At 44.4% G+C, this 14812-nt stretch carries 15 protein-coding genes; 12 read left to right on the top strand and 3 right to left on the bottom strand.

The genetic code is table 11. The features are described from left to right. Window positions 1-39 precede the first annotated feature (39 nt). The 9 genes from ACPV3A_RS16395 (at window position 40) to ACPV3A_RS16355 (ending at window position 8898) form a co-directional block, all read left to right on the top strand. Window positions 40-2520, top strand: coding sequence for a phage tail protein (locus tag ACPV3A_RS16395; RefSeq protein WP_426200273.1), 2481 nt, complete (start codon window positions 40-42; stop codon window positions 2518-2520). A gap of 13 nt (window positions 2521-2533) precedes the next feature. Beyond that, on the top strand, window positions 2534-2893 hold the full coding sequence (locus ACPV3A_RS16390) for a DUF6711 family protein (RefSeq protein WP_426200272.1): 360 nt from the start codon (window positions 2534-2536) through the stop codon (window positions 2891-2893). Continuing rightward, complete coding sequence (locus ACPV3A_RS16385) at window positions 2893-4779, top strand: hypothetical protein (RefSeq protein ID WP_426200271.1); 1887 nt, start codon at window positions 2893-2895, stop codon at window positions 4777-4779. The genes ACPV3A_RS16390 and ACPV3A_RS16385 overlap by 1 nt, the downstream gene beginning before the upstream one ends. Before the next feature lie 69 nt (window positions 4780-4848). Further along, window positions 4849-5346 (top strand): stalk domain-containing protein, encoded by a 498-nt coding sequence (locus tag ACPV3A_RS16380; protein ID WP_426200270.1) that lies wholly within the window; start codon window positions 4849-4851, stop codon window positions 5344-5346. A gap of 64 nt (window positions 5347-5410) precedes the next feature. Further along, entirely contained in the window at window positions 5411-5638 is a 228-nt protein-coding gene (locus tag ACPV3A_RS16375) for a hypothetical protein (RefSeq protein WP_426200269.1), read from the top strand. After that, window positions 5592-7319 carry a glycosyl hydrolase family 28-related protein gene (locus tag ACPV3A_RS16370; protein ID WP_426200267.1) on the top strand — a complete coding sequence of 576 codons (1728 nt, stop codon included), beginning with the start codon at window positions 5592-5594 and terminating at the stop codon, window positions 7317-7319. The genes ACPV3A_RS16375 and ACPV3A_RS16370 overlap by 47 nt, the downstream gene beginning before the upstream one ends. 528 nt (window positions 7320-7847) lie before the next feature. Beyond that, complete coding sequence (locus tag ACPV3A_RS16365) at window positions 7848-7949, top strand: hypothetical protein (RefSeq protein ID WP_426200266.1); 102 nt, start codon at window positions 7848-7850, stop codon at window positions 7947-7949. Window positions 7950-7969: 20 nt separating this feature from the next. Next, window positions 7970-8173 carry a holin gene (locus tag ACPV3A_RS16360; protein WP_426200265.1) on the top strand — a complete coding sequence of 68 codons (204 nt, stop codon included), beginning with the start codon at window positions 7970-7972 and terminating at the stop codon, window positions 8171-8173. After that, window positions 8173-8898, top strand: coding sequence for an N-acetylmuramoyl-L-alanine amidase (locus ACPV3A_RS16355; RefSeq protein WP_426200264.1), 726 nt, complete (start codon window positions 8173-8175; stop codon window positions 8896-8898). Before ACPV3A_RS16360 ends, ACPV3A_RS16355 begins: the two co-directional genes overlap by 1 nt. A gap of 31 nt (window positions 8899-8929) precedes the next feature. On the opposite strand, the gene ACPV3A_RS16350 is transcribed toward ACPV3A_RS16355, so the two are convergent. Further along, on the bottom strand, window positions 8930-9331 hold the full coding sequence (locus ACPV3A_RS16350; protein ID WP_426200263.1) for a hypothetical protein: 402 nt from the start codon (window positions 9329-9331) through the stop codon (window positions 8930-8932). Window positions 9332-9676: 345 nt separating this feature from the next. Here ACPV3A_RS16350 and ACPV3A_RS16345 point away from each other — a divergent pair, with 345 nt between their 5' ends. Then, window positions 9677-9886, top strand: a complete 210-nt coding sequence (locus ACPV3A_RS16345; protein WP_426200262.1) for a hypothetical protein — start codon at window positions 9677-9679, stop codon at window positions 9884-9886. Between the two features lie 454 nt (window positions 9887-10340). Here the strand turns inward: ACPV3A_RS16345 and ACPV3A_RS16340 are convergent, their stop codons facing one another. Together ACPV3A_RS16340 and moaD are read right to left on the bottom strand one after the other, a co-directional pair. Next, a complete protein-coding gene (locus tag ACPV3A_RS16340; protein ID WP_194544218.1) occupies window positions 10341-11387 on the bottom strand; it encodes an HD-GYP domain-containing protein in 1047 nt (348 codons plus the stop codon). Between the two features lie 88 nt (window positions 11388-11475). Next, the gene (moaD, locus tag ACPV3A_RS16335) at window positions 11476-12213 is read right to left on the bottom strand and encodes a molybdopterin converting factor subunit 1 (RefSeq protein WP_194544217.1); all 738 of its coding nucleotides are present in this window, start codon (window positions 12211-12213) and stop codon (window positions 11476-11478) included. Window positions 12214-12326: 113 nt separating this feature from the next. On the opposite strand from moaD, the gene ACPV3A_RS16330 reads away from it, so the two are divergent. Both ACPV3A_RS16330 and ACPV3A_RS16325 read left to right on the top strand, forming a co-directional pair. Continuing rightward, window positions 12327-13760, top strand: a complete 1434-nt coding sequence (locus ACPV3A_RS16330) for a bifunctional metallophosphatase/5'-nucleotidase (protein WP_426200261.1) — start codon at window positions 12327-12329, stop codon at window positions 13758-13760. Window positions 13761-13829: 69 nt separating this feature from the next. Beyond that, window positions 13830-14654 carry an undecaprenyl-diphosphate phosphatase gene (locus tag ACPV3A_RS16325; protein WP_071218035.1) on the top strand — a complete coding sequence of 275 codons (825 nt, stop codon included), beginning with the start codon at window positions 13830-13832 and terminating at the stop codon, window positions 14652-14654. Window positions 14655-14812 lie beyond the last annotated feature (158 nt).

The following is a 14812-nucleotide window of genomic DNA, read 5'->3' as shown; positions in this document are numbered from 1 at the left end:
GACCGAGCTGGGGCGGACTTTTCAGCTATGAGGAAAGAAATGCAGAAGGCGCAGCAAGACCTCGCCTCATTTAAGTCAGGTTTGACCAAATCTATAAAAGGCATAGTTGGAGTGCTTGCTACAATTGGCATCGGGAGCGCAATCAAGGATGCAACCAAAGATGCTATGCAGTACGAAGCATCCATTGTGCAGTTAAACCGAACTATGGGTGAGAGCGCGGCAGGGTTTAGGTCCTGGGCCAAGGAAAACGCCGCGGCATTTGGCATGAGCCAATTGGAAATAGCGAAGTACGGTGCGGTTTACTCTAATCTGCTAAGTTCCTTCACATCCGGAACAGCTGAGACCACGCAAAAGACACAGGAACTTCTCCAAGCGTCTGCTGTAGTTGCATCAGCGACCGGACGAACCATGGAAGACACCATGGAACGAATACGTTCCGGTTTGCTTGGTAATACAGAGGCGATTGAGGACCTGGGCATCAATGTTAACGTTGCGATGATCGAATCAACAAAAGCGTTCCAACAGTTTGCTAACGGCAAGAGTTGGCAACAGCTTAACTTCCAAACACAACAACAGATTCGTTTGATGGCAATTCTAGAACAAGCTCAAAGTAAATACGGGAACGAAATAGCAGATACCACTATTGCAAGACAAAATCAGTTGGTTGCTCAGTTGAAGAATGTCAGGCTCGGGCTTGGTCAAGCGTTCATGCCTATCTATAACTTTATTCTTCCAGCATTAATACGCTTTGCAACAGCGTTAGCAACGGTGATGAACTATATTGCTCAATTTACAACCGCTCTTTTTGGTGGATCTGTAAAATCACAAAATGCACAAGCGCAAGCCACTAATGCTCAAACCAGTGCTGTGAGTGGGTTGGGGGATGCTTATAAAAAAGCTGGAGATAAAGCGAAAAAGGCAGGTAAGAAAGCTAAAGATTCAGCGGGTAGTTTTGACCAATTAAACTTAGTGGGTGGTAAGAACAGCGATTCTTCTGGATCGAGTGATGATGCAAGTGGAGAAGATCCGTTAGCAGGGATGGACCCTGGTGGAGCTGGATTTCTAGGAGATCTTTCAGAAGGTTTTATTGATGTATCTGATCAGGCTCAGTCCATGGCAGATAAGGTCCGGACTTCATTCCAGAATGCTTTTACAGCAATAAAAGATGCGTGGAAAATGTTAGTCGTTACATTTGCACCATCTTTTCAACAGGCATGGGGTCAGATTCAACCCGTCTTGCTTCAGTGGAAAGAACAATTTAAAACCATGTTCAGTGATATTATGTCTTTGGGCCAACCGCTGGCTGATTGGATTCAAACAGGATTAATACCATTATGGCAGGACGGAATTACAACGGTAGGGCATATACTTTCAGGATTACTTGATTCAATCCTCAACATCGTTAGAAGTATATGGGAAGCGGCTTTTCCTATCCTGGATAAGTTTGTACGAGAAGGGTTGCCGAGAATCACCGAATTTCTTACGGGTGCCATGGATATATTCAAGAAGCTGTTCGACCTAGTAAAAAAGATATTCGATGACATCTGGAAAAATGTTGTTGACCCAGTCATGAAACTTATCTCCAAAATTATTACGGAAACCTTGGACCTCATATTCCAATGGTGGGATAAATGGGGCAAAAAGATTTTCAACTCTTTAAAAGAGGCTGTAGATAAACTCAAAGAGTTGTGGAATAACCTTTGGGAGAATTTCTTGAAGCCCATTACCGAGAGGGCGCTCAAGTTTTTGACAGACATATGGGACAAACACTTGAAGGATTTGATTAGAGAGGTTCTTGATTTTATAGGGAAACTAGCTCAGGCAGCACTTGATATATTTAATGAATTTATCATGCCAATCGTCAATTGGTTAGTGAAGAAACTAGGGCCGATTTTCGCTGAAATATTCGATGGTATTATGGATGTGCTTACAACAGCAATCGGCGCTGTGATTGATGCTGCTAAAGGAATAATTAAGGCGCTTGGTGGAATCGTTGAGTTCATAGCTGGTGTTTTCACAGGTGACTGGAAGCGAGCCTGGGAAGGGATCAAAACCTTTATGAGCGGGATTGGAGACGCAATTGTCGCCATCTTCAAAGGTGCGGTTAATGCCGTTATCGATGCCCTTAATTGGATGATCAGACAAGTTAGCAAGGTCAAGATTGACATACCAGACTGGGTGCCTGGACTTGGTGGCAAAAGCATGGGCTTCAGTATCCCCGAGATCCCAAAACTTGCAAAAGGCGGTCTGGCCTATGGTCCTACGCTTGCCATGGTCGGTGATAACAGAGGTGCGTCAGCGGATCCCGAAGTTATAGCTCCATTATCTAAACTGCAAGACATCATGGGCGGTGGTGGAGACAGTCAACAAACAGTGTCTGTTTTGAATGCTATCCTTTCTGCCATAAAGTCAGGCCAAAACGTAAATGTACAAATCAGCCAGAAGGCAATTGGTCAAGCAGCTATTCAAGAAATTAAAAACGAAACGCGCCGAACTGGTGCTGTTCCATTCCCGGTATAGGAGGTGATGAATCTTGCAGCTAAAAGTAAATAATGTTCCGTTAGTGGCTTCTCCAAGTGATTTCAGAGTAACTATTCTCGACCTTGATGATGCGGATTCATCCGTCCGTACTTCGGATGGACGATTAAACCGTGATAGGGTTCGGGTGATTCGACAGATAGAGATTGGATGGAACGCTTTAACAACGGTTCAGATTAAACAAATATTAGATGCGATGGAGGATGTATTCTTTGACTTTACTTTCCCCGATCCTAAAGCCGGGGGATACATCACAAGGAAAATGTACGTAGGCGATAGACCTTCTCCAGTAGCATTCGAAAGGAACGGCGTGTTGTGGTGGAAAGACCTTAAATTCACGCTGACGGAACAATAATGTATCCGATATCACCGCTATATGCGGCATTACTACGCCAACCGGATCGGGAATTCAAAGTAAAAGTAAATGTTGATGGAACTGAGTATGATAATTCGGTCATTGCTGATTTTGTAATAGATAATAGCGTTACTTCACTAGATGGGTTTGAGGTGGGAACTGCAATACCTTCTACCTTAACCATCACACTGAGGACGAACTACGAAATACCGCCTAACGCAAAGATGGTCCCTTACCTAGCACTTTCAACGTCTGGATTGACCTGGGAGCAAACTGATATCCCTTGGAATGAAATGAATGTTCCTTGGGATGGTACCGGCACAGCTTGGTTACCGCTCGGCGAGTTTTACGTTGATAAGCGTGAAAAGATCAATGGAGTCTGGACATTCACATGTTTGGATAAGTTGGTATTTGCTGATGTCGCCTATATATCTACACTAAATTATCCAACAACAATGAAAGCGGTATGGGACGAAATTTGCAACCGGTTAGGGTATACGTATGACTCAAGCGTACAAATCAATCCTAACTACCGAATCGAGGTCGGCCCTGCTGGGTACACCATGCGTCAGGTATTGGGATACATCGCTGGGGCTAATGCAGCCAGCGTAATTGTGGGTAAAGATGGGGTTGTTAAGTTTAAACGATTCACAACGGCAGAGGAACCGGTATTTGACATGGGATCATCGGATTATATCCGAGCAGTACAAACCAATCCTATTAAGACATATTCAAGGGTCGTAGTTACCTATGACACTGAAGATCAATTAACCCTTGAAGCTGGTTCAGGTGATGAAAACCATACACTAAACCTTGAAAATCCTTTGATGAATCAGACCATGGTGAACAATCTTCAAGCATCCTTAAATGGATTCGCTTATTTACCGCTCTCTATGGATGCTAGAGGCTTTCCGCAACTTGAACACGGGGACATCATCGGATTCGAACAAGACGAGCATACAACGTGGTTAGAGACCGTCACATCATGGGAAGATACGCATATCCCGTGGGACGGCATCATGAAATACAAGACCACCATCTTGAGACAGTCCTTCAGCTTCAGGGGCGGTCTAAAGATGACCATCGAATCCCCTTCAGTGTCGGAGCAGCAGAGCGAATTTGTAGTTGAGGGATCGTTGACCCAACAGGTTAACAAGATCGATAAGACTGCAATAAAGGGAGGCAAAAAATACTATGGCGCAACCATTACACGAACAGAAGGTCTAATCATTGAACGAGAGGACCATTTATCAAAAGCAGTATTCAACTCGGATGAATTAAGTTTCTACGCTGATGGTAATAGAGCGCTTTGGTTTGACCTGCCTAGCCGTAAATTTAAGTTTGAAGGGACGCTGGAAGCTACTGACGGGGTGTTTAGCGGCACTCTCCAAGGTGTAGACGGGACGTTCACTGGAACGCTACAAGCGGCGAACGGGACCTTTACAGGTACTCTTCAAGGGGCTGACGGAACATTCAGCGGCACTGTACAAGCTGGACGTATTGAGGGTGGAGAGATTGTTGGTTCGTATATTGAAGGTGCTGACATTTTAGGTAGTTCCATCAGAACGGCCACCAACGGTGAACGAATAGAACTGGATCCGTTTGGCTTCAGGTTCTATGATGATTTCGGCGCTAGACGGGTTGAATTAGGAACTAACCCACAAGCAAACATTGCAGCTCATACTTATTACAATAATAACGGTCAGTCTGAAGGGCTTATTTATGCAACAAATGGTGAACTGCACGTTATAGGCAATAACAATCTGAGGTTGGGGACGAACTTCGGTACAACATTTATGCAAGGGAGTCTGATTAATTTTATATCAGATACAGTTCAGTTTCGAGGAGTTGTAGATTTTTCAAATGCAACTGTTATAGGGTTATAAATATGAAACGTTTACCAATACTTTTTCGTAAGATATACTTACCATATCACATAAATAGGAGGTATATTTATGAAAAAGTGGATGTATGCTGTTGGCGCTTTCGTATTAGGAGTAGTAGTTGCGAGTTCTAGTGATGCTGTAGCGGCTCAGGTTAAGTCGATGACAGGACAAAAAGTGACAGGTGAATATACAGTAATCGTAAACGGTCAGAAGCTTTCAGACAAAGGGGCGATCATCTCGGGGAGAACAAACGCTCCTGTTCGAGCCGTATCCGAGTCATTAGGGGCTGATTTAATGGTAGACAACAACAATAAGGTTGTTGAAATAAACACCAGCGACAAAGAAGCGCTTTTAAAGGAAAAGGAAAAGTTAGAGCGCAATATTGATTCTTTGCAAACGGAACGAGACGAGACTCAACGAAAATTTGAAAGTTCCAAGATTCCTGGCACGGATAAGTACGAAGCAGAAGAGACATGGAGGGCGGCGTTGAATTCACTCGACAGATTCCTCCAGACGAGAACAGAACAATTAGCCGTAGTCAATGAAAAACTAAAAGCATTCGAATAAAACACATAAACTAAGGTCTCGCTAATGCGGGGCCTTTTTATTATGCCATGAAAGGGTGAATGATTTGGCAAAACTACAAACATTGATCATCGCCGAACTGGATCCTTCTAGGCCGGTACCTGAAGCATGCGTGGTTATCGATACACTACTTAAACACAACAACCCTATTCATGAGGAAGAGATTTTACTAGGGATCAAAACAGCTATTGACAGTTTACTAAACAAAAAGAAAGGGGTTGAGACAGATGGCAAGTCGGTACGGGGGAATAACGGGAAGCAAGAGGATCAGTGAGGACTTTCAAAATATCAATACAGCCTTTGAAAATGTGCAAGCGGACATGGATTCTAACAAAACAGTTGTTGATAATCACATAGTTTCTACATCAGCACATGAAGCGAAGAACATCACTTATTCCGGTTCAGCAGCAGGAACAAACGTAAAAGAAGCTGTTGAAGGCGTTAACGATCGTGTTAACCAAATCATTCAGGGTGGTGGCCCGGATAAGGACGCTGAGCTTGTTGATATTCGCACGCCGGACCCAACATACATGCCTTTAAGGACAATAACTGTGGCTGGCGATATTGTAAGGGATATGCAAGCGCAATTTGGTTCGCAGTTGGCGGATTTTATGATAAACGTTAAACTGTTTGGCGCAACTGGAGACGGGGTAACGGATGATACGCTTGCCATACAAAGCGGCATCGATGAGGCGGTATCAAAAAAAGGCACTCTATATTTACCGCCCGGAGTGTATAAACTGACAAACGTATTAAATGCGGCGGGATCGAATTTTGGTATAAAAGGTGCAGGGAAAGGTAAGACCGTCCTGATTACGAATACCCATGGTTTTGATGTGCAAGGTGATTCGGTCAGTCTGGAAGGATTTAGTTTGCATACTACGGAATCAACTAGTCATGGCATCACCATTACTGGAAATTACCACAGTATCAAAAATGTATTATTGCAAGGTGATGATCTTGCTAATGATTATTGGGACAAGAGTATTTACTGTAAAAACTTATGGTACTCGGAACTGTCCGAAATCGACGTTTTTGGCGGTACACAAAACATATTGAGGCAAGGATCTGGAATATATGCGGATTATTCGGTAAACAACAAAATAAACAAGTGTTTATTTAACTCGGTAGACTATGGAGTATACTTATCTAATGCAGTACACCCTGTCCATAATTTCAGGTGCGAAGGGTGGAGCATAAGGGATAACATTTTTATTGTAAGTAATTACGGGGTATATGCTCTAAGTGGTCTGTTTATATCGGTAAATGAATGTATCATTGACATCATACAAACAAAAGGCATATATATGGAGGTAGGAGGATCTTGTTCCATTGCGAACAATTGGATCGCGGCAGCCAACGAGGATAGTAACTTTGTCGGTATTCACATTAAATCCGGGGAGAAAATTGTTGTAACGTCCAACAATATATCCTCCAAAAATGCTCTCGGTGTTGGAATAAAGGTTGAATCATCGTATAATATAATAACGGCGAACACCTTGTTTTCGACAAACATAGGTGTTCTAATAGAAAACCAATTTAATACCATCACGAGTAACTTGGTAAACGGCATGGGTTCTTACGCTATTCGAGTAGCATCTGCAAATTGTGTAGTGTCAGGGAACTATATAGACAATTCCCGCATCTTTGCGGATTCCCAGAACTGGAATCAGTTTGATAAATGGGCAACAACGGTCGTTGTAACACTAGCCGGCGGTCTAACTCAAAACATTGATGTACCAATAGCCAACGGCGCATTCAGCGCCGTTCCGGTTATTGGTTTTTTGCAGTCGGCATCGGCTGGGGCTAAGGTATCGGCTTATTATGACGTTGACAATCCAGCTACGACCAACACAAACGCAAGATTTGTTGTTTACATGCCAAATGGTACTAATTTACCAACAACAACGGCAAGATTCAGTGTATTTTTAGCAAATGCCGACTTTTTTATATAAGTGATATCGGTTTAAATTCATAACATTAACAGGAACTAGGTATTCACAATATTATAAATAATGGTAAAATAGAGAGGGTGAAGGACGACCAGAAAAAGAAAGGGGAATGTTATATTATTATTCCGCTGCTTATAATAATCGGCATCTTAGTTGTGGCATTCATAATTTTGTTTTCTGATGAAGCAAAGGAAAGCTACGAATATAAAAAATATTTTTAGAACCATAAGGATAGTTTGAGTTTCAATGTAATAACAAAACTACACAACAAGCCACTGATTAACTTCAGGGTTTGTTTGCATTTGGAGGTGACACCTTCAAGGCCAAGAGAAAAATAGCTTCTGGATAAAATGGGTGATATAGAGAGAATGGGGGAAAGGGTATGGACGGTGTGCAGTCCGAAATGCTCCAAAGAATCACCAGAGTAGAAACGAAGGTGGACAACATGGATGAAAAATTAGACAGAGCGATTAACGCAAATGAAACGGCAGTTGAAGCACTTGCTTCTGCCACAGGTCAGCGCACCATAGATTGGACAAAATTGAAGATGGTCAAAAGTGGCTCTGGCGTACAATCGCCGGGGCTTTTGTTTTGGCAATAGCGGCTTTTATTATTTCGGGTGGACTTAAATAAAGTTGAGAGGATGATTATAAATGACAATTAAATGGTTTAAAGCGGCAAGTGTACGGGCAATTAAAACAGCAGCACAAACAGCAATCGGTGTGATCGGTGCTACTACAGTATTTAATGAGGTTGATTGGTATGTGGTAGGCGGCACGGTTTTACTGGCTACTATCATCAGTTTCTTGACGAGTTTGGCAGGATTGCCTGAGGTGAGTCAGGAGGCAGACAAATAATGAAGAAAGTAAGAATTGACGCTGGTCACGGCGGTAAGGACCCGGGAGCTGTCGGCAACGGACTTCAAGAAAAGGATATCGCTCTAACGGTATCTCTTTGGGTAAAGGATCGATTGGAAGCAGAATACGAAGGCGTTCAGGTGTTGCTGTCCCGGTCTACTGATGTGTTTCTGGAGTTGGCTGAACGTACAAACGCAGCAAATAAAGCCGGTGCGGATCTCCTTGTATCCATCCATTGTAATGCCGGTGGTGGAGCTGGTGGTTTTGAATCGTTCCGGTACACAAGCGCATCAGCATCTACTCGCTCCCTACAGAATGTTCTTCACACCGAGATCATGGCGGCGCTGAAACCCTTTGGTGTAATCGACCGCGGACAAAAGGCCAAGAACCTTCATATGTGCCGTGAAAGCCGTATGCCAGCCGTATTGACAGAGAACCTGTTTATAGACGTTGTGTCCGATGCATCCAAATTAAAGCGACATGAAGTCATTAGCGCTTTGATTGATGGTCATGTAAAAGGGATTGCTAAGTATCTCGGACTGAAGAAGAAAGAAGGTGCTGTTGCGGTGGGCGACAAGGTAAACGTCATTGTAAACGGCAAACAGATCAAAGATGGTAAGTTGGAGAATGGCGTAACCTATGTACCTTTACGGGCAATTGGCGAGGCGCTAGGGGCAAGTGTTGGATGGGATAAAGAAACCAAGACAGCTACATTAACGAAGTGATGTATAACCCTGCTGGCTCATGCTGGTGGGGTTATTTTTTATCCCCATCTGGTATATGCCCCTCGTATTTGCTTATATCTAAGCCTAGATATTTACGCATCAATACAGATGCTTCAGCAGTGATAAACTCCCAGCGCAGCTCCATTTCCGATCTATATCCCCTACACATAAATTTTGCATGTATCCCGTTTTCTGTGTTGTTCTGCTCATATACTTTAAGGCCTTTGGAACGAAAGTGTTTCTTTATCTCCTTCATGTCTCCCCACGCTCGGTCTATGGCTAATTTAATTGTATCTATATATGGTCCCGGTGTTTTTAGATTAGCTTCAATGTGTCGGCAATCGCGTTCATATGCAGATATAACTAGCAGTAGCAATATGTACTTTTTAACATACACGCGATCATCAGACGAAATAGCTTCTGGGAAACTCATGTATACCCCTCCTATACATTGGGATCATACGTTCTATGATACATGTGCATAGTTGTGAAAACAAGCCTTGATAAGAACTTATGTTCGTAGTATCATCATATTACTATGAAGGAGGGATAAGGATGAGATATGAATATAAGTTGGTTACTAATGGTCCTGTTGACAAGGGATTTGTTAGGTCGAGATTTAACATAAAATCATCTTTGTACAAACTCCCTTGCAAGTTTTCGGTTTTTTATGGGGAGGAGCAGCAGTCCTTTTATATAGAAAAAAGTAATACTAATAATGGGGTAATGGTGTTGAACTGGTCCAGTATAGCTGAACCAATGAGGAAGGAGTGGGACCATGCAGCTTTGGTTTGAGATATACGTGGTTACGATAGGAAAGAGCAAAAATAATATTTTGGTTACTACGGTATTCAATGATGCGTTTGGTGCATATATGATGTCCAAAGATCCTGACAAATGCATTGAGGTGTGGGACGAAGGAAAGTGTATTGCTACGTATTATACGCTTGGTGATTTTATTGCGGCTGGCAGGGTAGTTAAGGGGTGAATTTTACACACATATAATAGAAGGGAAAATTTAAAGAACAACTACACTATTGTGATACCACTTATGATACCGTTTTAAATTAAAAAAACAAAAAGCCGCAATAAAACATGTATGCACAGTTTGCGTAATGCACCAGTTTATGCGGCCTAGAGATTTACTTGCGTGTGGTTATTGTCGAGATGGAAGGTTCCATCGGCTAAATATTTCTTATATTCAAGGGGGCAAATCACTCAGAACGAGTGGTTTGCCCCTTTTTATGTTTGGATGGTTTATGAATTGTTGATTTCATTGTGACTTTGAGGGTTGCGTGGGCCCTCTTGTCAGGTCACGACTTTTATTGTGCCAGAAATCAAGAGTAAGAGGGGAGAAAAGTCACGCAACCACCAAAAAAAACCGTCAGGCTTGTACGCCGACGGTTATTTGGCTATTCGGGGACCTAGACGAAAAACGCCAGTTACAGAAGTATCTCCTGGATTTCGGTATTATACTCCTTGGAGAGGTCGATGAAACGATCCTCGGTCTTCACGAGCGGACGGAAGTAATCCGAAGGATTGTTCATGACGATCATGCCGGATTCGCCGGTCGTCAGCAGAACCTTCTTACCGATAAAGTTCGGCAGCATCTGCTGGATGAAGGCATGCGTCGGCTTGCCGTTCAGTTTCCCGAAACTAAGACTATACAGCTCCCGAAGTACGGTTAACAGCTGCTGCTTGGATTGATAAACCCGGTTCGTAGTCATCGCGCTATATACATCGGCTACAGCGCAAATATGAGAATATGGATGAATCTGGTCAGCATGGAGCGCTCGTGGATAACCGGAAGCGTCATCCCGTTCATGATGCTGGAGCGCAACCATAGCGGTGACCTTATCATCCATGGATTCAGAGATCATCTCGTAACCATAGATGGTGTGCAGCTTCACTTCTTCATACTCTTGAGGAGTCAGTTTCCCTGGCTTGTCCAATATATCTCTAGGAATCTTGCTTTTGCCGATATCATGGAGATAGCCGGCTTTGCCGATTTCATAAGCTTCCTTGTCGGAGTAACCCATCCAATCCGCGATGTAGTACGATAACATTCCAACTTGAATGGAGTGCCTGTAGGTATAATCGTCTTTACCATTAAACAGCAATAGCAGGGAGACAACATCCGTATGCTCGTTCAGTGAGCCGACTAAGGGCATGAAAACATCGTCCACAACGGACTCATTGAATTTTCCGGATTGCGACGCTTCCGTAAATAAGGTGGAGCACCCGTCAAATGCAAGATTGAAATGGGGTTTAACCTTGTTGTATGATTCAGAAATTTCAGACGAAGAGTCGAGGGATACAGACAGTGCGCGTGGCTTTATTTCTATGTAATCGATACCGTGCTGCAGTAGCTTGGATATATCCTCTAAACGAAGGGTAACCCCTTTTTGTAGAACATGAACGCCGTTTGTGTTGTAAGCATCATGCTGCATTTGATCACCGGGTATCAGGTCCGTGACATGTACTCTCAAATCATTGCACCTCTTGCCCTTATATTAAGTAAAAAGATCAAAACTATCTTAGCAAGAAAATTATGGTTTTACAATGTGTAATCATGACTTATTGCCTAACGGTTGGGTCCCATGGTCCGGTCTGTGGGCCTTTCCACTCTGAACCATCGTCCCAGATCTCCTTCTTCCAGATTGGAACGGATCGCTTCAGTTGTTCGATCGCATAGCGGCTGGCCTCATAACATGCATTCCGATGCGGGGAGGAGACAGCGATCACAACACTGGTTTCTCCAATTCCGACCGTACCGATACGATGGGAAATCGCACATTGCGTACCGGGCCATTGTCGAAAGATGTCCGCGCATATTTGCTGCATTTCTTTAAGCGCCATCGGGATGTATGCTTCATACTCCAGCGTAACCGTTCGCATCTGGCCGGTCATCTCTCGCGTTGTACCTACAAAGGATAGCGTTGCTCCGTGATTATCATCATGAACTTTGGCAATGGTTGTCTCTACGGAAAGCGGGCCGTAGGATATCGTGCATTTCCCATCTGCCGAGGACCTGGATCCGGAGTCCTGCGGGGTTATGCCGTCACCACCGGACACAGGCGGAATTAGAGCTACCTCGTCGCCGCTCTGAATAAGCTGTTCCGAAGGCGCATACTCTTGATTGACCGCGACGAAAGCCGTGGAAATCTGAGATTGGGCATCAGGATAAGCCTCACTAAGCAGCAGCTTTAATTCCCCGGCAGTCAGGGGCAGGCCAGGCACGTTGAATGTAAGCGAAGCTGTGCCGATTCGATCAGCTAATCCTGCAAATAGTAATATAGAAATGGTTGTTGACATTCTTCATCACCTCGTAATTCTTATGGGCTACAATATACCATATTCTTCGCTAAAATGTTATGCTTGTAAGACCGGAAATTATCGAATAACGAACTTGGGGAGGGGGCCGCCAAATGGGGTTAGGAAGCAACAAACAGAAGCTGACGATATTGTATACCAACGATATACATAGCCATTTTGAGATGATGAGCAGTGTGGCGGCACTTATTTCCCGGGAAAAGGCGGCTGCCGGCGACGGGGCAATCGTACTGGATATCGGTGATCATATGGACCGTGCATCGGTGGAAACCGAAGGCACCATGGGCCAAGCCAATGTGGATGTCATTAATTTGACAGGATACGACGCCATTACGATTGGCAATAACGAAGGGCTCACCATTTCATATGATGTTCTGGAGAGTGAATACGCCGGACTGCAGTGTCCCGTTGTGTGCTGCAACATTAGTGAGACTAAGAGTGGTAATCCTCCTCGATGGATGAAGCCGCATGTGATCCTGGAACGAGAAGGCATTCGAATCGGACTCACCGGCGCAACGGCTGCTTTTGCAGGTTTTTATCAATTGTTAGGCTGGGAAGCCGGAGATCCGGTGCAGGCTATTGCTGAGCAAGTGCGAGCGCTTCAGGGCCAGTGTGATATCATAATTGTTTTATCCCATTTAGGACTAACGATTGATAAAAGATTAGCAGAAAATGTTGAGGGGATTGATGTTATTCTTGGCGGTCATACCCATCATATACTCGAGGAGCCCCTGATGATCGGAAAGACAGCCGTGTGCGGTGCAGGCAAGTTCGGACAATATGTAGGTCGCCTCGTCATGCAGCGCAGTCATGCTGAAGATCGCTTTACCTGTATAGAGGGAAGTTTGCTCCCTGTGGATAAAAACTTAATAGAACCCATCGTAGAGCAGGCGATCATGAGGCACCATGAGCTGGCAAGGGAGAAATTAACGGAGGCTGTTGCCGTTAATGATCGTAGTCTGCCCATCCACTATGAGGAGGAGTCGCCGTTTGCAAACCTGCTGGCTCAGGCCGTGCTGCAGCATACGGATGCGGATTTTGCCATCGTGAACTCGGGGCAGCTGCTCGGGCCGCTGCCGGAGGGCGAGATCAGCACCGGTATGCTGCATGGCCTGTGCCCGTCACCGATTAATCCCTGCATCGTGAAGCTGCGCGGAGAACATATCTATCAGGCGCTTGAGGAGAGTTTGCTTCAAGAGTTCAGCGGAAAGAAGATAATGGGCTTTGGTTTCCGCGGTTATATATTAGGCGGCCTGGCAGTCGATGGGTTGAAAATTCACTACGACAAGAACGGAGAGCCTTACCGAAAGATTACGCATATCTCCATGAAGGGGCAACCGCTAGAGCCGCAGCGGGAATATAAGGTGGGGACACTCGATATGTTCACTTTTAAAATCGGATACGAGTCGTTGTCACTTGGTAAGGATACGGTATATATGCTGCCGGAGTTTATTAGAGACCTGCTGCGAAGTGAGCTATCGAGGCCCGGTTCGCTTGAAGAGTCCATGATTCCACGCTGGATATCCTGACAATCCCGACTAACTTCCTTTGGCCGAGCATACATATGAGGAGGACAAAGGTAAGGGAGGGGAAGGACGATGGATTTTATCACATCCATTATACTGGGGATCGTGGAAGGACTAACCGAATTCATTCCGGTGTCTTCCACAGGTCATATGATCTTGACGGCCAAGGTGCTCGGTTACGACGATCAAACTCCGATCATGAAGACGTTTGAGGTTGTCATTCAGCTTGGCGCCATTATGGCGATCGCTATCGTTTACTGGAATCGAATTTTGAACCTGCTCGGCTGGAGCCGAAGTGAACCGTTGACCAAGAAAGAGCCTCGAAAAAGATTGAATCTGATTCATATATTTTTGGGGATTGCTCCGGCCCTGCTGGTTGCATTTTTCGCGAGGGATTTTATCAAGAGCCTGTTCCATGCGCAGACGGTGCTGTTTGCACTCGTTGCCGGCGGTATTTTTATGATTTTTGCAGAATGGTACAATAAGCATAAAGTTCAAGTGACATCACATGATTTGGATGATTTGACATACAAGCAGGCCCTTCAGATTGGCGTCTACCAGATCATATCCGTTTTATGGCCGGGCTTTTCCCGCTCGGGCTCCACCATCTCCGGAGGAATGCTTAGCGGGGTGAGCTATAAGGCATCGGCCGATTTCTCGTTCATTATTGCAATTCCCATTATGTGTGCTGCATCCGGATATGAATTGCTGGATTCTTACCGATATTTTACTTTAGATACGATCGGCGTATTTCTTGCCGGATTTATCGTTTCGTTTGTTGTTGCTTATTTTGTCGTCTTGGCCTTCATGAAGCTCATACAGAAGATAAGGCTTACTCATTTTGCGATCTACCGTTTTGTTCTCGCTGCCGTTTTTTGGCTGTTTATCATGCATTAAGCAGGAGTAGACACAAGGAGGAGATCCGGCTTCTTCGTATCGTGATCCACTGAAGACTGGACGCTATATCCCACACAAGTTTGAGAATAGCAGAGGAAGTGACGGATTTTGCGTCTTATACCTATCAACGCGTTGGTCTTATACCTATCAACGCGTTG

It is taken from the genome of Paenibacillus sp. Dod16, from assembly GCF_049893405.1.
In the GTDB taxonomy this organism is placed as follows: Bacteria; Bacillota; Bacilli; order Paenibacillales; family Paenibacillaceae; genus Paenibacillus_AQ.
The sequence above is the reverse complement of the archived record's forward strand: the minus strand, read 5'-3'. Positions and strand labels throughout refer to the sequence as shown.